We start from the raw sequence: 26,010 nt of genomic DNA, 5'->3' as shown, positions 1-26,010 counted from the left end.
GGACGCTTGCTCAGTGACTGCCGGGTGTATCTGCCGGGACCAGTGGGGGAAGGAACCATTGTTCGGCGGCCACCGCCTGCTGTAAGGCGCGCACGGTTTCTTGCACCGCCTTATTGCGTAGTGCCTCTTCGCGACCCACCAACCAGTACTCGGAACGGTAACTGAACTCCTCGTGGAGCACCGGCAGCAGATTCGGGTATTGGCTGGAGAGGAACACCGGAAGCAATCCCACCCCGGCGTGATTCATGGTCGCCGAATACTGCACGGCGATACTTGTGGAGGAGATTGCCCGGCGCATCGGCGGCAGCCCACCGGTGGCCTCATCGAGTTTATCTACCGTCAAAGCGGTATCGATGTAGTAGTTCAGGCTGTGCCCGCGCAGTTCATCGAGGGTGCGCGGGGTCCCGTGCCGGTGCAGATAGGTTTGCGTGGCATAGAGCCGCAACTCGTAGTCCATCAGCTTCTGTGAGGTGGCCCGACGCACATCGGGTTCACCAATGACGATTTCAAGATCCATCCCGGTGCGGGTCTGCCGCGCCCGGGTGGTTTCCGAAACAATCTCAAACACCAGCGCCGGATGCGCCGCCTGCAACCGCGCTAAGGCCGGGGCGGCCAGATGTGCGCTGAACGCATCCGGCGCGGCGATGCGCACATGGCCGGATAGGCCCGCCGGTTCTTCCTTTCCACCGATGGCCGCAACCGCTTGTTCGATGGCTTCGGCCGAGCTCATCGCCCGGCGACCCAGATCGGTCAGTTCCCACCCATTGGGGGTACGGCTGAGCAGGTGCCCACCCATGGCCTTCTGCAGGGAATCGATACGCCGTGAGATGGTGGAATGATTTACTCCCAACACCTTTGCCGCCGCGGTGTAACGTCCAAGCCGGGCCACGGTCAGCAAGGCGATGAGCGATTCCAGGTGCCGGTAATCAATGGAACGGTCCATATGCTCAGTCTGCCATGGCTACCCGGAGCCGTTGCCGAAAAACCATGCGCTGGGTCCGCAACCTAGTTACGGATCATCACCTTGATGGCCGCCCGGGAATCCATCAGCTCATAGCCTTCGGCGATCTCATCCAACGGCAGCACCCGGTCAAAAACTAGCCCCGGATTCACCTTGCCGGACAGCACCCCGGGCAGCAGCTGCGGAATATAGCTGCGTACCGGAGCCACCCCGCCGGTCAGCGTCAGGTTCCGGCCAAAGAGTTCCCGACCCATCGGCCCGGTGGTGTACTGTGGCACTCCCACCCGGGAGATGGTTCCGCCATCACGCACCACGCCCAGCGCCTGCTCATAGGCCGGCAGCAGTCCCACGGCTTCTAACACCTTGGCCGTCCCGTGCCCGCCGGAGAGCTCCCGCACCCGCTCGATGCCTTCCTGCCCGCGTTCGGCCACCACCTCGGTGGCTCCGAAGACCCGACCCAACTCGGTCCGGTGCTCATGGCGGCCCATCAGAATAATCTGTTCGGCACCCAATAGTTTGGCCGAGAGCACCGCCAGGAGCCCCACGGCCCCGTCCCCGATCACCGTCACCGCGTCCCCGGCGCTCACCCGCGCACTGACCGCCGCATGGTAGCCGGTGCCGTACACATCGGAGAGGGTCAGCAGGCTGGGGTAGAGCCCCGGATCCACCGGCCCGGGAACCTTCACCAGGGTTCCGTCGGCGGTAGGCACCCGGATCGCTTCGGCCTGCGCCGCGGACCCATCGGCGCCCCAATAACTGGAGTTCAGGCAGGACGTGGTCAGCCTTGCGACACAGAATTCGCAGTGCCCGCAAGATACCGCGAAGGGGGCGATCACAAAGTCGCCGACCGTCACGGTGTGTACCTCGGCGCCTACCTGTTCAACCACACCAATGAACTCGTGCCCGATCGGTCGGCCCGCCGGATGCGGGGTCTGGTCCCGGTAGGGATGTAAGTCGGAGCCGCAAATACAGCTGGCGGTAATCCGCACAATCGCGTCGGTGGTTTCGGTCAGCAGCGGATCGGCGACCTGACGCAGGGCGACCTGCCCGGGTCCGAAGAGAAAGTTGGCGCGCACGGAGAGACCCCTTTGGCTGGATGGTGTGTCTTGACTCTCAGCCTAACCGTTGACGCGCACGGCTGTCACCGCAGGTTGCTGCCTTTGCGGCACCCGAGAGCGCAGCAACACGAACAGCAGCACCAACCCGGCGCTGAGGAGCATATGCCCCAGCCCGGCGATCCCGGCGAGCATCGCCGAGGAGGGTAGGCCGCGCACGGTGAGCATCCCATGGACGATGAGCATGGCACTGGTGAGGATCACCCCGGCGTTGTAGAGGCCAAAAAACCAGCCGAAAAGCCGTGGCCGCGCACTTAACTCAAAGGCTTTCTCCAGCAGCAGCACCAGTAATAGTACGATGAACCCGAGCGTTAGTAGGTGAGTGTGGGCTAACGACAGCTGGGTAAATTCACCTGCCGGGAACTCGTTGAGTTTGGTGAACTCCCGGTAAAACAGGCCCGAGGCCACCCCAACGAGCATGTACCCGAAGGCCCAATGCAGAATGTTGCGCATCAAAAACACTTCCTTTGTTGTGTTTGGATTGTCCTAAATCGTTCTTCCGTCCGACCGGGGCCCAAGCCGTTAATACTGGCCGTCAGACCGCCGTCGGCGGCTTAATGAACCGCGCTGTGCAGCGCTGGCTCTGACGATGCAGCGGGTTGAGGTTCCTGGGGCGTACCCCAACCGGGCCGACCGCTGCGGCCCAGCAAGCTCAGCAGCGCCGGAACCAGGACGGTGCGCACCAAGAAGGTATCCAGCACCACCCCCAGCCCGACAATGAGCCCTAGCTGACCCAGCACCAGCAACGGCAGGCTGGCCAGTGCCGCGAACACCCCGGCCAAAACCAGCCCCGCACTGGTGATCACCGCTCCGGTGGCGGACACGGCCCGGATAATGGCCTGACGGATCGGCCAAGTAGCGGCCTCCTGTTTGATCCGGTGTGTCAAGAAGATGGTGTAGTCCACGCCCAGTGCGACGAGGAAAATGAAAGCCAACAGTGGCACCTGCACATCCAACGCCCACACGTCGAACACAAATCCTGCGATGAAGGCACCTAACCCCAGTGCCGCGGCGGAACTGAGCAAGTTGACCAGGGTCAGCAGTACCCCGCCGACCCAGGAACGGGTCAATAGCAGCAACATAATGAAACAGATACCCAACACCAGCGGGGCAATGGTGAAGAAGTCGGTGAGGTGACCGCGCTGAGTATCAACCTGCTGCGCCCCGGGCCCACCAAGTAGTGCCTGGGCCCCGGGCACCTGGGCCACCGCGTCGCGTAGAGCGTGAATCTCCGCTTGGCTCGCTTCGCTGCCCGGCTGCGCGCTACCGACCACCATGAGCCGTTGCCAAGCCCCATCAGCGCTGGCATCCAACACACTGACGCGTTCGATGCCCGGAACCTCGGCGGCCACCGCGGCAACCTGTTGGGCCGCATCCGGCCGGCTGAGCAGGATGCTTGGATAGATTTCCCCCACCGGGAAGTGTTCGGCCAGGATCTCGCTGCCCCGGGCCGATTCCATGGCCCCGCGGAACTGCTCGGCCGGTTTGATCCCTAGACTGGTTGTGGCCAGCAGCGAGGTAAAAATGAGCAGCACTGCTGCCACTACGCTGAGGCTCACCCCCGGGCGGGCGGTCACCGTGCTAGCGATCCGTGCCCAGCGGCCCGGGCGCGCGGCTAATGCCACCGCTGGATCTTGAACTTGGGGGATCAACGGCCAGAACACGGTGCGGCCACAGAGCACCAGCACCGCCGGCAGCAACAGCAGAGTGAACAGCAGCGCGAGCAGCAGCCCCACGGCGCAGGCGATACCCAACCCGCGGGTGTCATCCATGGTGGCCAAGACCAGGGTGCCCAGCGCCAAAACAACGGTCAGATTTGAGCAGAGGATCGCCACCAGACTCGCCCGCCACGCCGAGGCCATGGCCTGCCGGTGATCGGTGTGGTGACGCAGCTCGTCACGGTACCGGGAAATTAACAGCAGCGCATAGTTCGTCCCGGCGCCGAACACCAGCACCGAAAGCACGCCACTATCAAAATGCAGCTCCCACACTCCGGCGAGCGCCCCGGTGAGCAGGCTGGCGGCACGGTCGGCCACGGCCACCACGAGGAGCGGAATGAGCCACAGGACGGGGGAGCGGTAGGTCAGGATCAATAGTACGGCGACGATGGCCACGGTGACCGCTAGCAGGGTGAAGTCCGCCCCGGTGAAGGATTGGGCAACATCGAGCCCGAAGGCGGTGCCCCCGGTGAATTGTAGTGTGAGCTCCACGGTGGGCTGGTCGTGGAGTATCGCGCGGAGCGCAGCGAGCTGTGCACGGTCCTGCAACGGGTCTACGCTGGGCCAGCTCAAGGTCAGTAAGCCGGCGGCCCGATCTTCGCTGAGCATTGGCTCGCCAACCTGCAGCTGTACCGCCTCGTTATTACCGCTGTCCGGCGCACTGCTGTCCGCATCACCGCTGCCGCTGCTAGTGCTGTGTTGCTCCAGTAGGGCACCCAGTTCAGCCAAGCGGTCGATGTCCTGGTCATCCAGCCCGACACCGTCGTTGCGGCTGGCCACCAGCAGGGTGGTGGCCTTGCCCGCGCCATCAAATTCCTGGAGCAGCTGGGCCACCTGCGCCGAGTCGCTGTGCTCCGGGAGCGGGTTGGGGCTGTGGGTGGCGTCCGGGGCGGCTGATAAGAGCCCGAAGCTGAGCAAAATGAGTATTAGAAAACCAAGTACCCAGCCTCGCGCGCCGCGGCGGGAGGTGAGGCTGTGGGATAACGTGTGCAGCGGGGAAGATCTCATGCCTCCAGTCAACTGTGCAGCTCACGCGCGCGGATCGGTCAAGCAACCGAACTATTTCTCAACCCTTTGATGGATGCACCGTCGTGCTGTGTGGGCTAGCCGCTGGTGGTTGCCCGGTCAGATCAGCCCGCGTTCCCGGGCGGTGGCGACCGCCTCGGTACGCGAGGCGACCTGGAGTTTTTCAAAAATGTGCACCAAATGGGTTTTGACGGTCGCTTCGCTGACAAACATCTCCTTGGCGATGCCCCGGTTGCTCGCCCCGGTCGCCAGCAGGCTCAGCACTTCGCGTTCGCGCGCGGTGAGCGTGACTTTTGGGGTACGTAAACCGGCCAGCACGCGTTGGGTCATTTCTGCGGCTAACACCATTCGCCCGGCCGCGGCCTGACGCACCGAGTTCACGATGGTTTTCGCAGCAACATCTTTGAGCAGGTATCCGCTGGCCCCGGCCTCCACACACGCCAGAATCTGTGCGTCCGTGTCGAAAGTGGTCAAGATCAGCACCTGTGGGGGGTGCGGGAGTGCGCGCAATGCCGTGGTGGTTTCAACTCCGCTCATGCCCTGCCCCAGACGCAGATCGCAGAGCACCACATCTACCGGGCTCAACGCCGCCAACGCCACGGCTTCTTCACCGGTATTGGCCTCGGCCACCACCTGAATATCCTCGGCGCCGCTGAGCACGGCCCGTAACCCGGTGCGCACGATCGGATGGTCATCAACCAGCATCAAGGTGATCATCGGGTGTCGGAGCCTTTCTTGGCGGTCAGTGGAAGATGGGCGGATAAAGCGGTTCCGTGACCGGGTGCGGATTCCACCACCAGCCCGCCACCGAGTTCGCGTAACCGCTGATCCATGGCGGGTAAACCGAAACCACCGTCGATGTCGCGCGGGGCTAATCCCTGCCGCCAGGGGGTGGGATCAAAACCCCTGCCGTCATCGACGATGTCCATGCGTACCGTATCACCGGCATCGTGGAGGGAAAGAACTACGTTCTTGGCTTCGGAATGTTGTTGCACATTGGCCAACGCGGACTGCGCGGTACGCAGCAACGCCACCTGAACGGTGCTGGGCAGAACCGGTAGTCCGGGGGCCGCGCGCAGCTCGGTACGAATCCCGGATTGTTCCTGCAACCTGCCCAACATTCGTCCGAGCGCCCCGACCAGCGCCCGATCTTCCAACTCAGCCGGGGCCAGTGCGGCGATGATCCGGCGCAGATCGGTCAGGGCCTGCCCGGCCAGCTCACCCACCTGGGCTAGCACCGGGGCAAGGCGTTCTTCAGCGTCGGGATTAGCTTCGGTGCGAGTCGAGTCGGTCAACGCATTTGCGGCGCGCGCGTGCAAGGAAATCGCGGCGAGCTGCTGGGCGATGGTGTCGTGGATATCGCGCGCCAGCCGGGTGCGTTCGGCCAGCTGTCCGGCTTCATGCTGCGAACGGGCCAGCTCCTCTTGAAGTTTGCTGGTGTGTTCCTGCGCCTGCCGCAGCGAAGCCACCAAGACGTTGCGTTCTTCCACATCGCGCAGCAGTTGTAGGTAGCCGCGGGAGATGCCCCAGGCGAAGGAGCCACCCACCACCGGACCAATAATCCCGGCGGCACCCAGACTCTGATGCAGCAGATAGGGCAACCCAATGGCCAACGCGTAGATCAGTGCGCTGCACAGGATTGATGCGGTTAAGCCCAAGAGGTGGCCCACCAGCAGCCAGAGACTAAAGGCCAACCACATGAATTCCGCACTGAGTACTAATCCCAGCACCCAAAACAACAGCAGTACCGCTAACCAGCCCGTCAGGCGGCGTGGTGCATCGTCGCGATGCATCAGTGGCAACCCACACAGGTACCACCCGGCAAAGAGTACCCCGACGCTCAGCACTAATCCGGGGTGAGCCGGATCCAGGACTAAGGCCCGGGCCACGGCGAAACCCCACAGGACCAAAGTGATTCCATGTTGGCCCCAGCGCAGAAACTTTGCGGAGATCAACCGATCACGTCGTAGACCTTGGAGTTCACCGCCACCCGGTGCGCTTGAGTTACTCATGCGGGCTCGCACGTTGGCAGATCTTCGGCGAGCATCCCGTAGATCAGGGTGTCGGTGTATTCGTTCTTGCTGAACAGGTCCCCACGTAGATACCCTTCCTTGCGAAACCCGAGCCTTTCGGCCAGGGCCGCACTGGCCGCATTGCGCGCATCCATGTGCGCGACGACCCGGTGTACGCGCAACGGCCCAAAAGCTAAGGTCAAAAGTTCGTTCGCGGCTTCGCGCAGGTAGCCCAACCCGGCGCATTGCGGATCACTGACCCACCCGATTTCGGCTTGCCGGTGGGGGATATCGGTGAGCCACAGGGCCAGATCACCCACATAACGTCCCATATCATTGGCGACCACCAGAGCCAGGGCGTGCGGTTCTTGGTCCAGGGTGACCCGTGAGATTCGCTTGGCCAGCTGCTCCTGAGTGTATTCCTCATCCCAGCGATCCTCTAAGAGGTAACGGGCCACGGATTTTTGGGAGTACACGCGCAGCAGGTCCGCGGCGTCTTCGGCCGTGTGGAAACGCAGCTCTAAACGCCGGGTGTATCTCGGGAAGATCGCTTCGCTCATAGTCACGACTCTAAACCCCGGCCCGGTGAACTGTCTTGTTGGCGCCGTCGGTTCGCGTAGCAGCCCGCTCTGGCTGCCGACAGCGGCCTGCACCCACTCGGTCCGAGGCTGACGGACGTTAGCGCCGGCCCGGGGAGCCCGGGCCCTTGGTCACGGCCGGCCGCAAACCCGACAAACTGCGCAAATGCACTAGTCGGCCCGCGTCGTCGGGCTTAGGCTTAAGGCACCCAAACAACAACATCCGGTGCAGGGCACTCCCCAAGGCACCGAGATGGGGAAGTGAGAGGCTATGCGGCTGGCGGTACTGCAACATGAGTCGACGAGTGGGGACTGGGAAAAGAACCTGGCCCGGCTGGAGGAATCGCTGCAGCTTGCCGCCACAAATCGGGTGGATGTCCTGCTCACTCCCGAACTGTATCTCACCGGCGCTGACCCGCACGCGGTGCTTAAGAACTTCTCCGCGTCCAGCATCGCTGGTTTACATCAACACCTGACCTCTTTGAGCGCCAGCTACGGTGTGGCCTTAGCCTATTCTTTGCCGGAATTCGCCGCGGACCGGGTGTTCATCGGCAGCTTTTTTCTTGACGATCGAGGTCACCAGCTAGCCAGCTACACACGGGTGCACCTAGCCACAGCATCTGAACGTCAACACTTCAACGCCGGACAATCGCCACCACAGATCTTCGAATTTCACCACACAAAAATGGCACTCACTTGTGGTTATGATGCCCAGTTCCCGGAGAATGTACGTTTCGCTGCGGCCGCGGGAGCAAAGATTGTGTTTGTGCCAGCCGCCGCGGAGGTCGGTGCTGCAGCCCTAGCACTCAAACTCCTCCCGGCGCGGGCCATGGAGAACGGGATCTACTTGCTCTGGGCCAACCATTGTTCGGTCCAGGGTCAAATGCCGATGACCGGACGTTCAACCATCATCGGGCCCGATGGGCAAAATATTCAATTGGCCGGTCGACAACCACAGCTGATCGTGGCGGACATGGACCGGCTCCGGCAGCAAGCCGTGCGTAAAGCGGCACCCTACCTGTCCCAGTTACGCCCCGAGCTCTATCGTGAAAGCTAATTCTTGCTCTGCGCAAGAGACTTGGTAGCGTGAAGATCAGGTATCTGGTCAAGGAGACAAAATGAGTGAGAATAGCTTTCCGTTGAGTCTGCCCAACAGCCGGGCCGTGGGCGGGATGAGCGCCGGAAGTTCAACGATTCGCAGCACGGTACTTTACCGGTGCGCTGCTCCGGAACAGTTGGATACCCAGATCACCGATTGGTTGGCGCACACCCAGATCAGCCGGATTTTCGATTTGCGCAGTGATCAGGAGGTCCAGCGGGCTCCCGGTTTCCCCGAGATCGCTGGCCAAACCACCCGGACGCGGCTACCACTCTTGGAAGGGGCGTTGAGCGCGGCCACCACCTTCCCGGATCTAGACTCGCTCTACCCGCCACTGCTGCTCAACCATCCCACCGCCTGGGTTCAACTGGCCGAGGAAGTTGCCGATAACGCCCAAGCCACGTTGGTTCACTGCACCGCAGGGAAGGATCGGACCGGGATGGCGGTTGCACTATTGCTCTTGGCTGTGGGAGCCGACCGTGATGCCGTATTCGAAGACTACGCTTCATCCACCGCCAACTTAGAAGGTGCCTGGCTCGATACGATGCGTGCGCGCATCGCCGCCGCCGGATACCCGGTCACCGAGAAAATGGTGCAGCTGATGGTCGGGACCAGCATTCCTGGGCTAGATACGGCGCTGCGCGAAGTCGAAACGCGCCATGGCTCGGTAGCCGACTATCTCATCGCCCACGGTCTGAGCACGGCGAAACTTGACGAATTGGCCACCCGACTCGTGGACTAAAACTCACTAGCCACGGTGTTGAGCCCAGCACCTAAAGCCGGCCCCCTGCTGCGCTACAGAACAGCTACCCGATCCCAACCTCGCCTTGCGGCGTGCAAAGGAGCATAAGTGCCCTTCGACCCGATCGACCCCCGCGCACAGATCAAACTGGTCGCGGTGGACATGGATGGAACCTTCTTGGATGATCACGGGCTCATTCCGGACGCGGCCTGGCCGCTCATCGAACGGCTACAGGAACGGGAGATCGCGTTCGTTCCGGCCAGTGGACGACAATATGCCAAACTCTCCGGACAGTTCGCCCGGCTTGAACACGCGCTGACCTTCATCGCCGAAAACGGTAGTTTGGTGATGCGCGGAGGAACAGAAATTTCATCCGAACCCATCGATGAGGCGCTGCTGGCTGAGGTTCTTACCTTATTGGAATCGACCGAACCCGCGCTTCTGGACGCGTTGGTACGCTGCGCAGCTAACACCGCCTACATACAGGATCCCAGCGCGGAATTCGCCGCGGCAATCGCCCCGTACTACGCCAGCACCCAACTTGTGCCGACAGTGGCGGAACCATCCGACCCTAGCCTCAAGCTGGCGATCCACGCGCCGGGCCATTCCGCTGCGGTGGCCGCCTTACTGGAACCAGTGAGCCACAAGATTCAGGTCGTGATCTCCGGGGAGAACTGGGTGGATCTGATGAACCTCGGGGTGCATAAGGGCCTCGCCGTGCAAAACTTGCAACGCAGCATGGGCATTGGGGCGCAACACACCGTGGTCTTCGGCGACTACCTCAACGACCTACAAATGCTGCGCAGCGCCGACTATAGTTTTGCGATGGCTAACGCCCACCCAGAGATTCGAACCGCCGCCCGCTTCCGCGCCCCGAAGAATAGCGAACACGGGGTCCTGCAAGTATTAGAACAGTGGTTGGATGCCAGCGCTACGCTCAATAATTTTGCTGGCTAGCGACGACGGACGATAAACCGATCCAAGCCGGTTCGGCAACTGCCGCTCAGTGCGATCCCGGCGAGGGCCACCGCCAGCAAGATGACGAATTCAGACCCTCCTTCGGCAACGAAAAAACCCTGCCCGCGATGTACCAGAAACCAAGCCAAAGATGTGTGGATCAACAACACGAGGGCAGCGAAACGGGTCGCTAATCCCAGAATGAGGGCTGCGCCGGCCAAGAGTTCTGCCCCCATCACCACCGGGGCGGCCAACGCGGCATATTCCACCCCCAGCCCTTCCAACCAAGCAGTGGTGGCCGGGATCCCTGCGGAGAATTTATCCCAACCGTGGATCAGGAAGATTACGCCCACACAGATCCGTAGGCCGGTGGCCGCAATACTGGACAAGGTTGCCTGAGTGGATCGGTTCATCCTCGGTGATTCCTTCGCGCCGGTAACAGCATTCACGATACCCTTGCCGCGGATTGAATTGCGGGTAACACCACAACGCGTCCGGCAAGCTGAAGATGCTTACCGGAACGCGGATAGTTAGGATTAGGCGGGTTGGGTGGCTGCCAAATGGTTAGCGATCGCGTCGAAGGCCCGGATGGTGGGGAAGAGACGTCCCGGATCCTGCGGGTAAGGCCAGCTGGATAGCTTGACTCCGACGGTATTGGTGTTGGGGTTCATGTAGATCATTTGTCCGTGAATACCCAAAGCCAACGCCACATCGGACCCTGGATAAGGGAACCAGATCTGATTTCGATACATGCCCCCGGGCATCCGGTTATCCCCGGGTGAGTCCTCGAAGGCCTGGCGTGAGTCCGGGTCCCCGGTAAAGGTGTCGGTGATCCAGGCTTCGTCGATGATTTTCTTGCCGTTCAGCGCCACGCCCTTGTTCACGTAGATCCAACCGAAACGGGCCAGATCGCGCAGGGTGGCATTAAAACCGCCGTCAAACATCCCCACATCGAACTGATCGGTTCCCATGACCAGATCCTGTTGGGCACCAATCTGAGACCAGATCAGCTCCGAGAGTAACTCCTGCATTTTCTTACCACCGGCTCGCTCACAGACCCAACCCAGCGCATCGGTTTCACAGGAGCGGTACTCAAATGGGCCGCCGTGCTCGGTTTTCGCCTGCAGAGTGGCCAAATATTCGTACATTCCCTGAGCCGGGTTCGGGTTAGTATCCTCGCGAACCGCCCAGCCGATGGCCTGTTCTAGCAGACGCACCTCGGCCTGAGGATCCATATACTCTTCGGAGAACTTGATACCCGAGCGCATATCCAGCAGGTGGCGTGTGGTCGCTCCGGCATAACCGCTGGTAGCTAGCTCCGGCACATAGTGGGTGATCGGTAGGTTCAGATCCAGTTTGCCCAGCTCATTCAGGATGCCAGCAACGGTACCTACCAGAGTTTTACTGACGCTCATCAGCAAGTGATCGGTAACCGAGTTCATCGTCCCGAAGTACTCTTCGACCAGTACCTTGCCGCGGTGCATCACCAACCAGCCATCGGTATTGGTGGCTTGAATGACGCTGCGGACCGTCAACGACGGTTCGTTTTCATGCTTTTCGATCAGTTCGATGCTGCCCAGATCCATCTGCATCATGTGCAGTTTGGCTGTGGGTTCTCCGCCACGGCTGACCGGGGAGGTAGGCAAGATCGAGGAGAGGTTCTGGAAGCTCCAGCGCAGATTGTCCTGGTGCTGCCAATTCTCGACCGTGATCGGATCCTTGGGTTTGGCAGTTGTCATGGAACTATCAGTGTCCTTCCCCGGCGGTGAGTATCAATCCTTCGGAGGATACCACCGCCAGGTAAAGAGCTACGACATCTGACTTACCCCTCGGTAGCCGAGGGAGGAACCGGGATGCCCTTATAGAGTCCACGGATTGAGGACACAAAGTGTTTGGCATCGATGCTCAGTCGGGTCTTATTGCGCCCCTCGTACTGCAGCTTCGCCTTGGTGACCAATACCCCCAGATCAGCGCCCTTCCAACGGTAGTCTTCGGCACCGTAAATCCGCAGGAAAAACGCCTCTTTATGGTGCTGCAACTGATGCCAGTCCAGTGCCGAACGCACGAACTGGAGCTTGCCGCTGGAGTCGAGAACATACTGGCCGGTGCGTGGCGCGTGGGTGAGGTACTCCACAATGTCATCGGTTTCTTTAATGATCATGTGGCTCCAGATATCCGCGCCGCTCAAAGCCTCCCAGCGTTCATTGATCTCGTCGACATCGAGGTCGAACTCCACATCGAGGTACTCCAAGAGATGGAAGAGGAATAGTGGAACGTCCGCGTAGGCGCCGGCCGTGACATTGGTGATGGCACTGGCACCGGAGATGCGCGGATTGAGTTCGCCAAGGTACACCTCGTCACTGTCGGTATCCACCAGCACGTCGACTTCGAAGAAACCGCGGTAACCCTTCTCTTGCAGACCGTTACCTACTCGGCGTACCAGTTCAATGGCGCGGGCGCGTTGCGAGGCACTGAGCACGTCCGGGTGCATCTCATTGCCACACCAGCCACCCTTGTATGGAGTGAGTTCCTTGTAGCCAGCCAATTCGGTTAGGAACGGGCCGACAACGGTGCCGCAACTGGTCAGGACAGCCTCAACGGCCACCGGGACGTTGTTGATCCGCTTCATCACCTTCAGCTGCTCGCCAATCATGTCCTTGGCGTGCTTAAACCAGTCGGACTCGTCGGCAATGAAGAAGGTGGTCTTGCCCGAATCACCGTAGGGGGTCTGGACGACCAAATCGTGACCTAAATCGTTGGAGTCGGCCAGGTCCAACAATTCCTCATAGCTGGTGGCGTAACCCAACACATTAGGTACCGAGGGGGCACCAGCTGCGTTACCCAACTCAGTGGTGACGATCTTGGAGTCCAAGTGTGTCCGTAGCTCGGCCGAGGGCAGGATCAGGTCATAGCCCAGTTCTTCACAGATCTGTTCAGTTTCCTCATCGAAGAACACCATTGCGATCTTTGGGCGGGGGCCATTGGGGGTGCGACGAGAATCGATGTGTTCGCGTACCTCGGGGTTCTGCAGCAACCAATTGTTGATTGCCTCGCCGCTTTCAAATTCGGAGTATGGCTTCTCGCTCGGGGAGAACACGCGAGGGTGCGCACCATCCCAGCCATCGTAGTAGCTAATAAAGCTGAACTTGCGGACCCACCGGTCCAAGCCCAGCAGGTTAAAAGGGGTGGCGCCCACGAAGTAAATCGGCGTTTCGTTAGTGCGGAAGAAATGGCGGACTTCGCTCATATTCTTCAAGGGGCGGACAAAGTTCACGACCCGGCTTTGAGTCTCTTCCGGAAGCTCTAGGGGAGTATAAGCTGCATCGGTGCCCACATTGGCGGTCGGAGCATCTTCACTCACCGGAGCTGCGCGCCACCGGGCGATATCGCTTGGCTTTGGCATCCGCTGCTTGTGATTTACTTCTGGTGCGGCAACATCCTTGCTCATAGTTGGGTCCCCCACGTTTTCCTGCTTGAGCTGACGGCGATGATGTGTGATTTGAAATGCACACGCTTAACACGAGCGTGCGTCAACATGTGTTGAAAATCAATTTATGTCACTTCTATATGACATGAACTAAGTAAGTGGCGGATCCCCTCCTTCTGAACGCGAGATGAACTCCCGGTGCAGCGCAGGCAACAACCTTGCTGACCTGCGTCAGCGAGGTTGTTTGCCGCACCTGCCTGCCGTCGAACTCACGGGTCGACGGCAGGAGTTGTGACGTAGATCTCTATCTACTACCTTGCCACGTAATGGCCGATGGCGGCCAGTGCAGCGCGCACTCCGGTGCTCAGTGTTGGTTCTTCTAGGGGCAGGAAATGCGGGGAGTGGTTAACCGGGGGATTCGCTTGCGCGGGATCAAAGCCACCAAAGAACCAGTACACGGTGGGCACCCCAATGCTGTCACCCAGCCAACCGACGTCTTCCGAACCCATCTTGGGCTGCTGCAGGTGCACATTCTCTACACCCAGCTCGGCTTCCAATGCGCTCTGGACCAACGCCGTGTGATCCGGATTGTTGTACAGGCGGGGGAAGTCATAAAGTTTCTCAATCAACGGGGTCGGCGCGTTGGAGGCCTGCGCCTCGGCGTTGATGATCCGCTCCACCGCAGCGAGCACCTGCTGACGGACCTCGGGGGTGAGGGTGCGGATGTTGAGCGTAAATTCTGCCCGGTCGGGGATGATATTTTCTTTCAGTCCGGCATGGAAGGTCGCGCAGGTGACCACGGCCGGGCTGAGCGGCGCCAGTTCGCGGGAAGTGATGGTCTGCAGGCGCGTCACAATGTGAGCGCCGAGCACGATCGGGTCGATGGAATCCTGTGGCTGCGAACCGTGTGACTGCCGGCCATAGAGGGTGACCTTCAGCGAATCGGCCAAGGCCATGGCTGGGCCACTGGTCAACGCCACCTGACCCGCAGCAAAGGGGAAGACGTGCTGGCCCAAAACTACCTCGGGTCGTGGCGCTTTGTCCCATAACCCGTCGGCAACCATCGCCTTGGCCCCCGCGGCGGTTTCTTCCCCGGGCTGGAAAATCAGCACGATGGTGCCAGCCCAGTTCTCACGTTGCCGGGTGAGCAGTTTGGCGGCGGTCAGTGCCGTGGTGACGTGGGTGTCGTGGCCGCACCCATGCATCAGCGGAACCTCGGTTCCATCGGCCAAGTGCCCCGTAGACACAGAGGCATACTCCGCTGCGGTATCCTCCTTGATCGGCAACCCATCGGTGTCGGCCCGGTACCCGATCGTCGGGCCTGCACCATTGACCAGCAGACCTACCACTCCGGTACCGCCGCACCGGAAGTGCTCGATTCCCAACTCGTCGAGCTGCGCTTCAATATAGCGTGCGGTCTGCTCCTCCTGCATGGACAGTTCGGGGTTGGCGTGCAGATGCCGGTACATGCGATGCATCGCTTCGGTGTCTGGGGCTGAAAGCTGGGTGTTGAGCAAAGGAACTCCTTGAATGAAACGTAGGGATACCGGTGTTGCCGAAGGTGGTCGACGCTCTAGGCTGACTCGGTGTTCTGGCACTGCTTCCGGTCACGCACCAGCCAGGTGACGATGATCGCGAAGATGACCACCAAGGCGGTGGAGAACATCCCCAGCGCCGGGAAAGCCGGAAGGATCAGGAACTGCATGAGCAAGGCCAAGCCAACTGCCACCAGTGTGGGGCGCAGTTGCTTCATTGACACAATCGCCTGAACCAAGACCGCTCCCATTAGTGAGGGCAGGATGTACAGTCTTGCCACTTCGATGACCTCTGTGGGGATGCGGGCGACTAACCACGTGCCGAGGACACCCACAAAGATCAGCAGGCTGGTCAAGTGCACGGTAGCCGCACCACAGATGGCCATCACCGCGGCCAGATCCCCACGCTTAGTGCCGGCTTTGGCGTTGATGGTGGATTGGGCGACGATGGCCGCGGGAAGCAGCTTATTGGAGATATTGCCGATCATGAAGGCCTGATACATGGCCGCGGATCCCAGGATTGGGAAGTAGGTCAACGGCTCAACGAACCACAGTACGCCGAAGGTTGCCGCGACGGCGGCCACCGAAAGCCACACCATGCCCGCGGTGATTTCCATATCGGCGAAAAAGAAGAAGTAAGCCGGTCCGGCCAAGGAGAACAGGAGCCCGATGGCCATGGTGATGGAACCGTAGCGAGTGGTTTGAGCTTCGAAGCGGGCCATTGAGGCATCGGCGTTGGATGCTGGGGCCGGGATTGATGTTGCCATAATGAATACTCCAGAAGTCTTAGGCCGTGTGCAAGAAATACGCGGCGGTCAGCGAAATGAGGATCGAGAATCCCAGCGCCCACTCACGCAGCCAGCTCGCCTTGAGCAGTTTGGCCAGCAACAGGCAAAGCCCCATCAGCCCGGCGGAAATGAAAATCAGCATGGCGTGAATGTTGGACTTGGGTAGTTCGGCGATGGCTAACGAGGAGAAAGCTGCGATCAAGGCGGCGGTGGGGATCAGTGCCATCACCGCAGGATTCTTCTTGGAGAGCGACTTCCCACCCTTTTTCAGGATCGGGGTCAATAGCAGCGTGCTGAGCATCCACATCCCACCGGACAGACTCATGGTGATAAAAGCGACCGCGAAAACCTGCTGGGTGTAGGACTCTCCACCCAGATCGGCACCCATGGTGGTGGCGGCCAGCTGCGCGGAGGCGGTTTCCGCTTGCGCCGATCCGACCAAACCAATACGCAGCATGACCGCGGGAGTTCCGAATAAGGCCAGCAAGGCGATGGCTACCAGTACGACTGCAAGCGAAGGGCCGATGGAGGCTACGGCTCCCGCACGAAAGGATTCGCTTAGCTCCCGGCTCGGCATATTAACGTGCGGTGCGGCGGCGCGCGCGGCCCGGACATACAAAATCGTTTGCACAAAGATCACCGCGAAAACACCCAAAGCACAGATCCATAGGACCGGGATGTTGGCCAGCGCCCAGATATCGGTGGAGGACGGATCTCTGAGTGCCAGTACTGGCGGGTGGGTCATGGTTCTCTCCTAGCTCCGGAGCCATCGCGCAGATGGTGCAATGTGGCTTTCGTCACTCAATCCTGAATGAGAAAAGTCCGGGTGACAAGAAATGGTGTGAGTAGTCAGAAATTTGGCTAAATCCTCCAATTCTGTCGAGTTGTAGCCGAGGTTTCGGGGGATATCGATAGTTACTCCGGTGCTTAGTGCGGGTATTCTCCAAGGGGGAGCAACTTTTGTGGAGGGGAACGAGTATGAAGGACTCGACGGGCAAGGTTCTGAACCCGTTGCAGCAACGCATCGTCGGGGCGCTGCAAGTTGACGGTCGGGCGACGTGGCGCAAAATTGCCACGGTTCTGGGGGAGCCGGAACGCACCATCGCCCGCTACGGGAACGAGCTGTTGACGAGCGGGCAGTTAACCGTAGCCGCCATCCGTAACCAGCAGGGGTCGGTGGTGAGCACTTTCTCCTGCCTTCCCGGCGCGGCCCGATTGACCGTCGAATCTCTCGCTCAGCGCGAGGACACCACTTATAGCTACCTCACCACAGGCATTGCCGATGTGGTCACCGAGGTTCACTACGACGGGGATGTGGCCGATATCCTTACTCTGCAATTGCCAGCCACCCCCGGTATTTCGCAGTATGCCACCTACCCGGTGTTGAAATACTTCAAAACCATTCGAGGCTGGCGCGCCGGGGTACTCACCGCCGCGGAAGAAGCAGCGATGCTCGGTCCTTATGGAGCAGACCGCACCAGCTGGACGCCGAATCCAGAACTCGGTCCGCAAGACCTGCAAATCATCGACATCCTCAAAAAAGATGGGCGCGCGACAGTGGAATCCATCGCCCGGCAGGTGGGGATCAGCGAGACCTCGGCTTCGCGACGATTGGAGACCTTGCTTTCCACGTCGCAGGCCACCGTGCGGACCTTGGTGGAGCCAAGGCTCATGGGACTGCCCATTGAGGCCCAACTCTGGGTGGAAACCTCGCCGCACCTGATCGATGAACTGGGCACAAAGCTCAGCGCCCTGCCCCAAGTACGTTACGCGGCGGCTTTGGCCGGAGACTATCAGCTACTGATCGACCTGACGCTGCCCACCCAGATCGACCTGTACAGGTTCTTAACCGCGCCGATGTGGGGAGAAGGACAGACCAGGATTCGGACCGCGATGGTGGTTCGGGCGCGTAAACGCGGCGGTCGACTATTCGAGATCGGTTAGCAGGGACTCGAAGGTTGGCTGCTGAAATTCGAAGCCGTGCTCCGTGAGTACTTGGCTGGTCACATGTCGGCCGGTGAGGGCTACGCGCGGGTTAGAACCTAAGACGTTGGCACCCACCCGCACCAATGCCGCCGGCGCACCAAAGCCCGGCATGGCATATTTCTGACGCAGCCACTGCATCATCTGGGCGTTACGTACCGGGGTGGGCGCAGCCGCATTAATCACCCCGGGATCCGGTCGAGTTCCTTCAACCCCGAGTAACTGACGAACCAGAGCGAGCCAATCGGGTAGGGAGATCCAACTCACCCACTGTTGCCCATCACCGATGGGGCCACCGAGCCCGGTACGGACCAGCATCATGAGGCTTTTGAGCAATGGTGCTTGGTCTGCGAAGACCAGTGAAGTACGCAGTACATAGTTGTTCTCCGCCGTGACCGGAGCTTGCGCGAAAGCGTCCTCCCAGGCCTGCGCTACCCCGGTCATTTCCGGTAGCGCATCCGGCCCGGTCGGTAGGGGGCTGGACTCGGTGATCCTGCGCTCGCCGGCATCACCATAGATGGCGGTAGTGCTGGATTGCACCCACGTATCGAGGCTGAAGCCCAGCCCTGCGACCGCGTCAGCTAGTGCCTGAGTGGATTGCACCCGAGAGGCGGTGAGCAGTTCGATATTAGCTTCGGTGTTGCGTTTATCCACCAGCTCACCGGCGAGGTTTACCAAGCTGACCGGGTAGTTCTCACGGATAAAGGCGGCCTTCCAGGGTCCTTGATGAACGCCGTCCCAGAGGAATTGCGCGGCGGGGAAATCATCTTCGTGACTTCGGGTGAGTACCACCACCGAGTTCCCGTGGCAGATCAGATCCGCCACCAACCGACGACCGAGGAAGCCCCGGCCTCCGGCAACGACCACATGCCGCTGCACCCGGTGACGAGCCATATGTGGGATCTGCCGGTAAAGCCGCGCGCAGTTAATGGCGAAGTCATCAAACAGCGGGTTAGCTACGGTGTGTTTGAACACCGCGGTACCCGGGCCGGTGAGTTCCACCGTGAAATGTAGACGAGATCCGCCGCTGACCGCCTGGACCGCCCAGCGCAGTACCATTGCGCCACCGGGTTGAGGCTGAGTGAACTCAACGAGCCGTTGCTGCTGATTACGTCGGGTAATCGACCCCGCAGGAGCGGTTTCGCGGTGGAGCGTACCAAAGACTTTTCCGGGCGGTAACAGGTCCACCGCACTACCGACCCCGCGCTGATTATCATGCACCATGAAGCCATCGAAACTCTTCATCCAGTTCCCGGTCTGCTTCAGATCACCGACTACGGCAAAGAGCGCATCGGGTTCGGCGGCCAAAAAGTACGACTCGGTGCGCTGCCAATGAGCCAGGTTCTGCTTCAACGCTGCCAGAGTAATCAGTCCTTCGAATTCGAGTGCAAGTACAGCCCGGTCGGTGGCCGGGAAGTTGCTGTTGTTCCATCGTAGGCCGATGGGGCATTGATGCCCAGCTTCGACTTGGGACGCGAGACAAAAACTCTGTTGTGGTGCTACCACTAGGGCCTATTCCTGTGAAAAAGAAACTGCCCGGCGTCTTGCGGGAAACCGCAAGACGCCGGGCAGTGCGCAGAAAATGCCAGCCGTTATACGGTGGTGCGTGGGTTGACTTCCAGTTCCATCTGGCTGAATTCCTCGTCGATGACGGGATTCGGCTTGTAGGTGCGCTTGGAAACCACCACGGCAACCAGCAGGTTCAATAGGAAGCCAGGAACGATTTCGTACATCGCACCGGTCAGCACATCGATATTGCCCCAGACGAACACGGTGACCGCGCCGGTGACCATACCGGCGAAAGCGCCGAGGGCGGTCAGCTTGCGCCAGTACAGGCTCAGCAGTACCAGCGGACCGAAGGCGCCACCGAAACCGGCCCACGCGAAGGCCACGAGATCCAGGATCGAGGAGTCCGGATTCAAAGCCAGCAGCGTGGCAATGATCGTAATGGTCAGTACGGCCAGCCGGCCCAACATCACCAACATCTTCGGTGAGCTCTTGCGGCCCACGATGTTGTATAGATCCTCGACCAGCGCCGAGGAACACACAATCATCTGCGAAGACATAGTAGACATAATTGCTGCCAGCACGGCAGCCAACACGAGGCCAGCGATCAGTGGGTGGAAGAAGATCTGGCTGAGCAGCAAGAAGACGGTCTCGCTTGAGGCCTCAGTGAGCGGGGCGTCGGCGAAGTAGGCGATACCAATCAATGCGGTACCCACTGCGCCTGCAGAGGTCAGGAACATCCAACCGATACCGATCCGGCGGGCGACCTTAGCTTCACCCGGGGAGCGCAACGCCATGAACCGCACAATAATATGCGGCTGACCGAAGTACCCCAGCCCCCACGCGGCGGTGGAGAAGATCGCCACGATGGCCAGTAGCCAGTGTGTGTCGTTGAAGGAGGAGAAGAGGTTGAACGCCTCGGGATTCACTTCGGTGATTTGGGCGCCCAATGTGGAGAAACTACCCATTTCGATGACCGCAACAATGGGCACTGCAATCAGCGCGGTAAACATCAATAGGCCCTGGGCCACATCGGTGAGCGAGGCGCCCAAGAAGCCGCCGAACAGGGTGTAAAGCAGAGTAATGACGGCGACGAACAACATGCCGTTCAGGTATGGCCATTCGAAGGACGCTTCAAAGAACTTACCGGCAGCAACCATGCCGGAGGACACATAGAAGGTGAAGAACACCAGAATGATGATTGCCGAGCCGATGCGCAGCAGGTGTCGTTTGTCCTTCAGCCGCTTCTCAAAGAAGCTCGGGATGGTGATGGCGTTCTGCGCGATCGCGGTGTAGGAACGCAGTCGTGGTGCGACGAACTTCCAGTTCAACCAGGCGCCGATGAGCAGACCAATGGCGATCCACGCTTCGTGGAGACCGGCAAGGTAGATGGCACCGGGCAGGCCCATGAGCAGCCAACCGGACATGTCGGAGGCGCCGGCTGACAAGGCCGCCACCCATGGTTTGAGCCCGCGGTCTGCGAGCATGTAGTCATCGATATTGCTGGTGCGTCGGTAAGCGAAATAACCGATTCCGAGCATGACGCACATATAGAAGACTATCGCGATCATTTGGAATGTATGGTCGGACATAATTTCCTCATTGGTAGCGCGAGTGTGCGTGGTACTTCCCTCATGATCTAATGAGGCGCACTGTGCTAGTGGTGCGAGTCACCACTATGGCACCATTTGTTCCATTTGTCGCGGACAGCAACATTCGTCGTTATTCATTCGTTATATTGTTCGTGCCTGAGGTTACGATCGCGGCGTTCTTTTCCGCGGTGTGCGGTGAGGGTAGAAGTCGGGCCTGATCATGGAGACACTCCCGCACCGCGGTGATCGCTGGGTTGCGTTCGGAAGCATGCCGCATCGCGGTGAACACGGTGCGCACCGGGGCACCTGGCAAATCGATGATGCGCAGCTGGCGGGGACGCTGAGCCCAGACCAAGTCTGGTAGCAGCGCCACCGCATTGCCGGATTCCACCAACTGCACTTGTGCCTGCAGATCCGCAGTCTCGTAGCGCACATCCGGTTCAAACCCGGCTAGCCGGCAAGCTTGTTCGGCCCAGTGTCGGCTCGCAGCCCCCACCGGTTCCATCACCCAGGGGAGAAAGGCGGCCTCCTCGATGCGATTAACCCGATCGAATGCGGAGATGTCGGTGGGATCTACTGCCGGCAACGCCAGTCGAATCGCGTCGTGCGTCAGCGTGCGCCGATCTAAGTTCTCAAAGTGCTTAGCCGCATGCCCCGGATATTGTTCGGCGACGACTAGGTCAAAGTTCCGCAAAGCAGTTTCAGACAGGGCGTGCTCCGGTTCCTGCTGGCTTAGCTCCACACGTAGTTGGGGAAACTCGGCGCGCAGTCGACGCAGAGCGGTGGGCATAATCGCAAGCATCGCGGTCTGAAAAGCGGCCAAACGCACGGTTCCCGACACGGCGGAGAGTGTGGCTTTCAAATCTGCCTCGGCGCGCTCCATCGAATCCAAGAGCGTCTCGGTGTGTGCAACCAAGACCTGTGCCTGTGGGGTCAACGCCAAGGTGCGCCCGTTGCGTTGCAAAAGCTTCACCCCGGCCTCGGCTTCGAGCAAGCTCAACTGCTGTGAAACCGAAGATGGCGAATAGCTCAACGCGAAAGCTACATCGACGATGGTTCCGCGGATGCTCAGCTCGCGCAGCAGGCGCAGTCGTCGCATTTCAAACATAATTTCCGAACCACTTTCCAAGTGACTAAGCGCGGTGCAAGACAGGGTTTTGGTATCGATTACGATACATCGGAAAAACCGATGGTAACAATTCACTTTTGTTCACTTTTACTGAAGTGAATTAGGGGTCATACTCGAAAGTGCACACAGCTTTTTCGAAGTAAGCCCTCGGAATCTGCCAGCAGGCCTATCCGGTTGGACCCAGAACGAAAGATGCGTTGGTGCTCCTGGAATCACCCATCATTGTGGAAAGGCGCAACGTGTCACTCACGAACAACATCCCCTCCCATGTACCAGCAGCGGTCGCTGCCGACGGAACCCCCTTGGTGCAGCCCGCCGAGCTGGCCGAAGAGGCCATTGCTCTGGTTCGGCACTGGTTGACCGAAGCCGCTAAGTATCCCGCGGATGCCTCGGCCACCCGTTTGGCTGGGGTCTTGAAGGATCCCCAAGGTCTGGAATTCACCGTGGGATTCGTCGACGGAGTGATTCGTCCCGAAGATCTGAAGGTTGCCGCAGCGAACCTGAGAACTTTGGCACCGAAAGTGCCTAGCTTCCTGCCTTGGTATATGCGCAAGGCCGTGGCCCTAGGCGGCGCACTGGCTCCGGTGCTGCCGGGTATCGTGGTTCCGGTGGCCCGTCGGGTGCTTCGTGAAATGGTTGGTCACCTGATCATCGACGCCAGTGATAAGAAGCTGGGCGGGGCAATTTCTAAGATTAAACGCGAGGGTGTGAACCTGAACGTCAACCTGCTCGGCGAATACATCCTTGGTGAAGGTGAAGCCGCCCGCCGCATTGCCGGCACCGAAAAACTTCTAGCCCGCGATGACGTGGACTATGTCTCGATCAAGGTTTCCTCCACCGTCGCCCCACATAACCACTGGGCCTTTGACGAAGCGGTGGAGAACATCATCGCGAAGCTGCGCCCGCTCTACCAGATGGCCGCCAACGCGCCGGTCAAGAAGTTCATCAACTTGGACATGGAAGAGTTCAAGGACCTAGAACTGACCATCGCGGTCTTCACCAAGCTGCTGTCGCTCGATGAGTTCAAGGACCTGCCTGCCGGCATCGTCTTGCAGGCCTACCTGCCCGATGCGCTCGGCGCGATGATCGAACTGCAGCAGTTCGCTGCCGCGCGCGTGGCCGCCGGTGGCGCACCGATTAAGGTGCGTGTGGTTAAGGGTGCGAATCTGCCGATGGAAACCATGGAAGCGGACATCCACGGCTGGCCACTGGCTACCTGGCACAGCAAACAGGATTCGGATACCAGTTACAAAGCGGTCCTGGAATACGCGCTGCGCCCGGACCACATTCAGAACGTGCGCATCGGCATCGCCGGGCATAACCTCTTTGACGTGGCGCTGGCCTGGTTGTTGGCGAAGGCCCGCCGGGTGACATCAGGCATCGAGTTCGAAATGCTGTTGGGAATGGCCACCGGTCAGGCCGAGGCGGTGCGCAAGGACGTGGGCGAACTGTTGCTCTACACCCCGGTGGTGCACCCCAATGAGTTCGACGTGGCCATCGCCTACCTGATTCGTCGCCTTGAAGAAGGGGCCAGCCAGGAAAACTTCATGTCCGCAGTTTTCGAACTGGAGCAAAACGAGGCCCTGTTCGAACGTGAAACCAATCGTTTCCTCGCCTCCTTGGAAGCGATGAACGACCATGTACCTTCCTCCCACCGTGTTCAAGACCGCAATCAGGACCAGCCGGGGCTAGCTGCCAAGGTGGCGGGTTTCGCCGATGGTTCCACCACCTTCTTCAACACCCCGGACACCGACCCGGACCTAGACGCCAACCGTCGCTGGGGGCGTGCCATCCTGGAGCGGATGCAGGATTCCACGCTTGGCAAGGACTTGGTTTCGGGGCACACCATCGATTCTGCTGCGGAGTTGGATGAAGCGATCGCCATGGGCGTGGACGCAGCCAGTGACTGGCAGGAGCTTGGCTCGGCCGCACGGGCCGACATTTTGCACCGTGCGGGGCTACTGTTCGAGGAACGCCGCGGCACCATGCTTGAGGTGCTGGGGTCCGAATGTGGCAAGACCATCGACCAGGGCGACGTGGAAGTATCCGAGGCGATCGACTTCGCCCACTATTATGCGGAACTGGGCCGTGAACTCGATGAGGTAGACGGCGCGAAGTTCGTTGCTTCAAAACTCACCGTGGTCACCCCACCGTGGAACTTCCCGATGGCCATCCCGGCCGGTTCAACCCTCTCGGCGCTGGCCGCCGGGTCCGCAGTGATCATTAAGCCCGCCAGCCAGGCCGCCCGTATCGGTGCGGTGATGGTCCAAGCGCTCTGGGATGCCGGGGTGCCGCGCGATGTGCTGCAACTGGTTTTCGTTGGAGAACGTGAACTGGGTCAGCAGTTGGTCTCTGACCCACGAGTGGATCGGTTGATTCTCACCGGTGGCTACGAAACCGCCGAATTGTTCCGCTCCTTCCGCAAGGACCTGCCATTGCTGGCTGAAACCTCCGGAAAGAACGCCATCATCGTCACCCCACACGCGGATTTGGATCTGGCCGCACGCGACGTGGTGCAGTCCGCGTTCGGGCATGCCGGACAGAAGTGTTCGGCCGCTTCGCTGGTGATTCTGGTGGGCTCGGTCGCCGAATCCCGGCGTTTCAACAGTCAGCTGATTGACGCGGTGAAATCCTTGCGGGTGGGCTACCCTTGGAACCCGCAGGCTCAGATGGGACCGTTGATTGGAGAACCGGGGGAGAAGCTCAAGCGCGGGCTGACCACGCTGGGGGCTGGCGAAAGCTGGGCCTTAGAACCGAAGGCCTTGGATGAGTCCGGCATCCTCTACTCGCCCGGTGTACGTTACGGGGTACAGCGCGGTAGTGAATACCACCTGACCGAGTACTTCGGGCCGATCTTGGGTGTGATGACCGCCGAAACTCTGGAAGAGGCCGTAGCGATGGTCAACGAGATCGACTACGGGTTGACCTCGGGCCTGCACTCGCTGGACCGCGATGAACTGGCCTACTGGCTGGAGAACGTTCAGGCCGGCAACATCTACGTGAACCGTGGAATTACCGGGGCGATCGTGCAGCGTCAGCCTTTCGGTGGCTGGAAGAAGTCCGCGATCGGTGCCGGAACCAAGGCTGGTGGCCCGAACTACCTAGTGGGTCTGGGCTCTTGGGAAGATGCGCCGGTCCGCGAAGGCGCCGCACTGTCCAGCTTTGACCAGCGTTTACTCAGCACCGCAGATTTGGCATCAGCCGATGAGCAGTGGCTGGCCGCCGCCTTGGGAAATGACAAGCTCTGGTGGAACAAGGAATTCAATCAGGCCAAGGACCGCAGTGGACTGTTGGCCGAGCGAAATATCCTGCGGTACTTGCCGGTGGATGTGACTGTGCGCTTCGAAGCCGAGAGCAGCGGACACGGAATTGCTGAGGGACTGCGCGTGGTCGCCGCCGGTGTTACTGCCGGATCGCGCGTCGTCTTCTCCAGTGATGTGGAGTTGCCACGCGGGGTGCGGAACCTGCTAGCCGAACACTCGGTGACCGTGGTGCGTGAAGATGCAGCAGCTTTTGCCACACGAGCCAAGGCCCTAGCCGCGAAAAATGGGCCGGAATCCGCGGCACGGATTCGCTTGATCGGCGGCTCGGTTGCCGAAGTCTCCGAGGCCACCAACGGTAAACCGGATGTGGCGATCTACGCGTCGCCGGTCACCGGTGCTGGCCGAGTGGAACTGTTGCCCTTCCTGCACGAGCAGGCGGTTTCCATTACGGCTCACCGCTTCGGTACGCCGCATCCGTTGAGTAACGATCTGATCTAGTGCCGTTCACAACCCATCTCGGGGGCGCTGTTCTGATACCGCAAGTATCAGGGCAGCGCCCCCTTGACGTTAAGCAGTGAA

The 26,010-nt window shown here is 60.2% G+C and carries 21 protein-coding genes; 5 read left to right on the top strand and 16 right to left on the bottom strand.

From position 1 onward, the window contains the following. Window positions 1-10: 10 nt before the first annotated feature. The 7 genes from ACQQZ8_RS12810 to ACQQZ8_RS12780 form a co-directional block, all read right to left on the bottom strand. Window positions 11-943 (bottom strand): LysR family transcriptional regulator, encoded by a 933-nt coding sequence (locus tag ACQQZ8_RS12810; RefSeq protein ID WP_431710186.1) that lies wholly within the window; start codon window positions 941-943, stop codon window positions 11-13. Between the two features lie 62 nt (window positions 944-1,005). After that, a complete protein-coding gene (locus ACQQZ8_RS12805; RefSeq protein ID WP_431710185.1) occupies window positions 1,006-2,037 on the bottom strand; it encodes an alcohol dehydrogenase catalytic domain-containing protein in 1,032 nt (343 codons plus the stop codon). Between the two features lie 42 nt (window positions 2,038-2,079). Further along, entirely contained in the window at window positions 2,080-2,529 is a 450-nt protein-coding gene (locus tag ACQQZ8_RS12800; RefSeq protein WP_431710184.1) for a DUF2871 domain-containing protein, read from the bottom strand. Window positions 2,530-2,630: 101 nt separating this feature from the next. Next, entirely contained in the window at window positions 2,631-4,802 is a 2,172-nt protein-coding gene (locus ACQQZ8_RS12795; RefSeq protein WP_431710183.1) for an MMPL family transporter, read from the bottom strand. A gap of 117 nt (window positions 4,803-4,919) precedes the next feature. Next, the gene (locus ACQQZ8_RS12790; RefSeq protein WP_431710182.1) at window positions 4,920-5,537 is read right to left on the bottom strand and encodes a response regulator; all 618 of its coding nucleotides are present in this window, start codon (window positions 5,535-5,537) and stop codon (window positions 4,920-4,922) included. Next, window positions 5,534-6,832, bottom strand: coding sequence for a sensor histidine kinase (locus ACQQZ8_RS12785; RefSeq protein ID WP_431710181.1), 1,299 nt, complete (start codon window positions 6,830-6,832; stop codon window positions 5,534-5,536). The genes ACQQZ8_RS12790 and ACQQZ8_RS12785 overlap by 4 nt, the downstream gene beginning before the upstream one ends. Beyond that, on the bottom strand, window positions 6,829-7,392 hold the full coding sequence (locus tag ACQQZ8_RS12780) for a GNAT family N-acetyltransferase (RefSeq protein WP_431710180.1): 564 nt from the start codon (window positions 7,390-7,392) through the stop codon (window positions 6,829-6,831). Before ACQQZ8_RS12780 ends, ACQQZ8_RS12785 begins: the two co-directional genes overlap by 4 nt. A gap of 289 nt (window positions 7,393-7,681) precedes the next feature. Between ACQQZ8_RS12780 and ACQQZ8_RS12775 the strand changes: the two genes are divergently transcribed. The 3 genes from ACQQZ8_RS12775 (at window position 7,682) to ACQQZ8_RS12765 (ending at window position 10,208) form a co-directional block, all read left to right on the top strand. Continuing rightward, complete coding sequence (locus ACQQZ8_RS12775) at window positions 7,682-8,467, top strand: nitrilase-related carbon-nitrogen hydrolase (protein WP_431710179.1); 786 nt, start codon at window positions 7,682-7,684, stop codon at window positions 8,465-8,467. Window positions 8,468-8,528: 61 nt separating this feature from the next. Next, on the top strand, window positions 8,529-9,251 hold the full coding sequence (locus tag ACQQZ8_RS12770; RefSeq protein ID WP_431710178.1) for a tyrosine-protein phosphatase: 723 nt from the start codon (window positions 8,529-8,531) through the stop codon (window positions 9,249-9,251). Between the two features lie 108 nt (window positions 9,252-9,359). Further along, window positions 9,360-10,208 carry a Cof-type HAD-IIB family hydrolase gene (locus tag ACQQZ8_RS12765; RefSeq protein ID WP_431710177.1) on the top strand — a complete coding sequence of 283 codons (849 nt, stop codon included), beginning with the start codon at window positions 9,360-9,362 and terminating at the stop codon, window positions 10,206-10,208. Here ACQQZ8_RS12765 and ACQQZ8_RS12760 read toward each other — a convergent pair. The 6 genes from ACQQZ8_RS12760 to ACQQZ8_RS12735 all read right to left on the bottom strand — a co-directional run bounded on the left by ACQQZ8_RS12760 (window position 10,205) and on the right by ACQQZ8_RS12735 (window position 16,703). Beyond that, window positions 10,205-10,621, bottom strand: coding sequence for a DoxX family protein (locus ACQQZ8_RS12760; RefSeq protein ID WP_431710176.1), 417 nt, complete (start codon window positions 10,619-10,621; stop codon window positions 10,205-10,207). The genes ACQQZ8_RS12765 and ACQQZ8_RS12760 overlap by 4 nt on opposite strands. Window positions 10,622-10,744: 123 nt before the next feature. Then, a complete protein-coding gene (locus tag ACQQZ8_RS12755; RefSeq protein WP_431710175.1) occupies window positions 10,745-11,947 on the bottom strand; it encodes a serine hydrolase domain-containing protein in 1,203 nt (400 codons plus the stop codon). A gap of 83 nt (window positions 11,948-12,030) precedes the next feature. After that, complete coding sequence (locus ACQQZ8_RS12750) at window positions 12,031-13,656, bottom strand: biotin carboxylase (protein WP_431710174.1); 1,626 nt, start codon at window positions 13,654-13,656, stop codon at window positions 12,031-12,033. Window positions 13,657-13,946: 290 nt separating this feature from the next. Beyond that, window positions 13,947-15,113 carry an amidohydrolase gene (locus tag ACQQZ8_RS12745; RefSeq protein WP_431712197.1) on the bottom strand — a complete coding sequence of 389 codons (1,167 nt, stop codon included), beginning with the start codon at window positions 15,111-15,113 and terminating at the stop codon, window positions 13,947-13,949. Window positions 15,114-15,208: 95 nt separating this feature from the next. After that, window positions 15,209-15,937: a hypothetical protein gene (locus ACQQZ8_RS12740; RefSeq protein ID WP_431710173.1), complete on the bottom strand. Its 729-nt coding sequence runs from the start codon at window positions 15,935-15,937 to the stop codon at window positions 15,209-15,211. Between the two features lie 19 nt (window positions 15,938-15,956). Then, window positions 15,957-16,703 (bottom strand): DUF5058 family protein, encoded by a 747-nt coding sequence (locus ACQQZ8_RS12735; protein WP_431710172.1) that lies wholly within the window; start codon window positions 16,701-16,703, stop codon window positions 15,957-15,959. Window positions 16,704-16,936: 233 nt separating this feature from the next. Between ACQQZ8_RS12735 and ACQQZ8_RS12730 the strand changes: the two genes are divergently transcribed. Further along, window positions 16,937-17,902, top strand: coding sequence for an AsnC family transcriptional regulator (locus ACQQZ8_RS12730; protein ID WP_431710171.1), 966 nt, complete (start codon window positions 16,937-16,939; stop codon window positions 17,900-17,902). On the opposite strand, the gene ACQQZ8_RS12725 is transcribed toward ACQQZ8_RS12730, so the two are convergent. The 3 genes from ACQQZ8_RS12725 to ACQQZ8_RS12715 form a co-directional block, all read right to left on the bottom strand. Next, window positions 17,885-19,447, bottom strand: a complete 1,563-nt coding sequence (locus ACQQZ8_RS12725; RefSeq protein ID WP_431710170.1) for a DUF1731 domain-containing protein — start codon at window positions 19,445-19,447, stop codon at window positions 17,885-17,887. The two genes, ACQQZ8_RS12730 and ACQQZ8_RS12725, sit on opposite strands and share 18 nt — an antisense overlap. An 86-nt stretch (window positions 19,448-19,533) precedes the next feature. Next, window positions 19,534-21,039, bottom strand: coding sequence for a sodium/proline symporter PutP (putP, locus tag ACQQZ8_RS12720; RefSeq protein ID WP_431710169.1), 1,506 nt, complete (start codon window positions 21,037-21,039; stop codon window positions 19,534-19,536). Window positions 21,040-21,169: 130 nt separating this feature from the next. Beyond that, complete coding sequence (locus tag ACQQZ8_RS12715) at window positions 21,170-22,147, bottom strand: LysR substrate-binding domain-containing protein (protein WP_431710168.1); 978 nt, start codon at window positions 22,145-22,147, stop codon at window positions 21,170-21,172. A 260-nt stretch (window positions 22,148-22,407) separates the two neighbouring features. On the opposite strand from ACQQZ8_RS12715, the gene ACQQZ8_RS12710 reads away from it, so the two are divergent. Continuing rightward, a complete protein-coding gene (locus ACQQZ8_RS12710; RefSeq protein WP_431710167.1) occupies window positions 22,408-25,929 on the top strand; it encodes a proline dehydrogenase family protein in 3,522 nt (1,173 codons plus the stop codon). Window positions 25,930-26,010 lie beyond the last annotated feature (81 nt).

The organism is Glutamicibacter uratoxydans, from assembly GCF_050753455.1.
GTDB classification, from domain to species: Bacteria; Actinomycetota; Actinomycetes; order Actinomycetales; family Micrococcaceae; genus Glutamicibacter; species Glutamicibacter uratoxydans_A.
The sequence above is the reverse complement of the archived record's forward strand: the minus strand, read 5'-3'. Positions and strand labels throughout refer to the sequence as shown.

Bases quoted from the DNA above. Each gene is read 5' to 3' on its own strand.
- ACQQZ8_RS12810 (WP_431710186.1), bottom strand. From the start codon at position 943: ATGGACCGTTCCATTGATTACCGGCACCTGGAATCGCTCATCGCCTTG.
- ACQQZ8_RS12800 (WP_431710184.1), bottom strand. From the start codon at position 2,529: ATGCGCAACATTCTGCATTGGGCCTTCGGGTACATGCTCGTTGGGGTG.
- ACQQZ8_RS12795 (WP_431710183.1), bottom strand. From the start codon at position 4,802: ATGAGATCTTCCCCGCTGCACACGTTATCCCACAGCCTCACCTCCCGC.
- ACQQZ8_RS12790 (WP_431710182.1), bottom strand. From the start codon at position 5,537: ATGATCACCTTGATGCTGGTTGATGACCATCCGATCGTGCGCACCGGG.
- ACQQZ8_RS12785 (WP_431710181.1), bottom strand. From the start codon at position 6,832: ATGAGTAACTCAAGCGCACCGGGTGGCGGTGAACTCCAAGGTCTACGA.
- ACQQZ8_RS12780 (WP_431710180.1), bottom strand. From the start codon at position 7,392: ATGAGCGAAGCGATCTTCCCGAGATACACCCGGCGTTTAGAGCTGCGT.
- ACQQZ8_RS12775 (WP_431710179.1), top strand. From the start codon at position 7,682: ATGCGGCTGGCGGTACTGCAACATGAGTCGACGAGTGGGGACTGGGAA.
- ACQQZ8_RS12770 (WP_431710178.1), top strand. From the start codon at position 8,529: ATGAGTGAGAATAGCTTTCCGTTGAGTCTGCCCAACAGCCGGGCCGTG.
- ACQQZ8_RS12760 (WP_431710176.1), bottom strand. From the start codon at position 10,621: ATGAACCGATCCACTCAGGCAACCTTGTCCAGTATTGCGGCCACCGGC.
- ACQQZ8_RS12755 (WP_431710175.1), bottom strand. From the start codon at position 11,947: ATGACAACTGCCAAACCCAAGGATCCGATCACGGTCGAGAATTGGCAG.
- ACQQZ8_RS12750 (WP_431710174.1), bottom strand. From the start codon at position 13,656: ATGAGCAAGGATGTTGCCGCACCAGAAGTAAATCACAAGCAGCGGATG.
- ACQQZ8_RS12745 (WP_431712197.1), bottom strand. From the start codon at position 15,113: ATGCATCGCATGTACCGGCATCTGCACGCCAACCCCGAACTGTCCATG.
- ACQQZ8_RS12740 (WP_431710173.1), bottom strand. From the start codon at position 15,937: ATGGCAACATCAATCCCGGCCCCAGCATCCAACGCCGATGCCTCAATG.
- ACQQZ8_RS12735 (WP_431710172.1), bottom strand. From the start codon at position 16,703: ATGACCCACCCGCCAGTACTGGCACTCAGAGATCCGTCCTCCACCGAT.
- ACQQZ8_RS12730 (WP_431710171.1), top strand. From the start codon at position 16,937: ATGAAGGACTCGACGGGCAAGGTTCTGAACCCGTTGCAGCAACGCATC.
- putP (WP_431710169.1), bottom strand. From the start codon at position 21,039: ATGTCCGACCATACATTCCAAATGATCGCGATAGTCTTCTATATGTGC.
- ACQQZ8_RS12715 (WP_431710168.1), bottom strand. From the start codon at position 22,147: ATGTTTGAAATGCGACGACTGCGCCTGCTGCGCGAGCTGAGCATCCGC.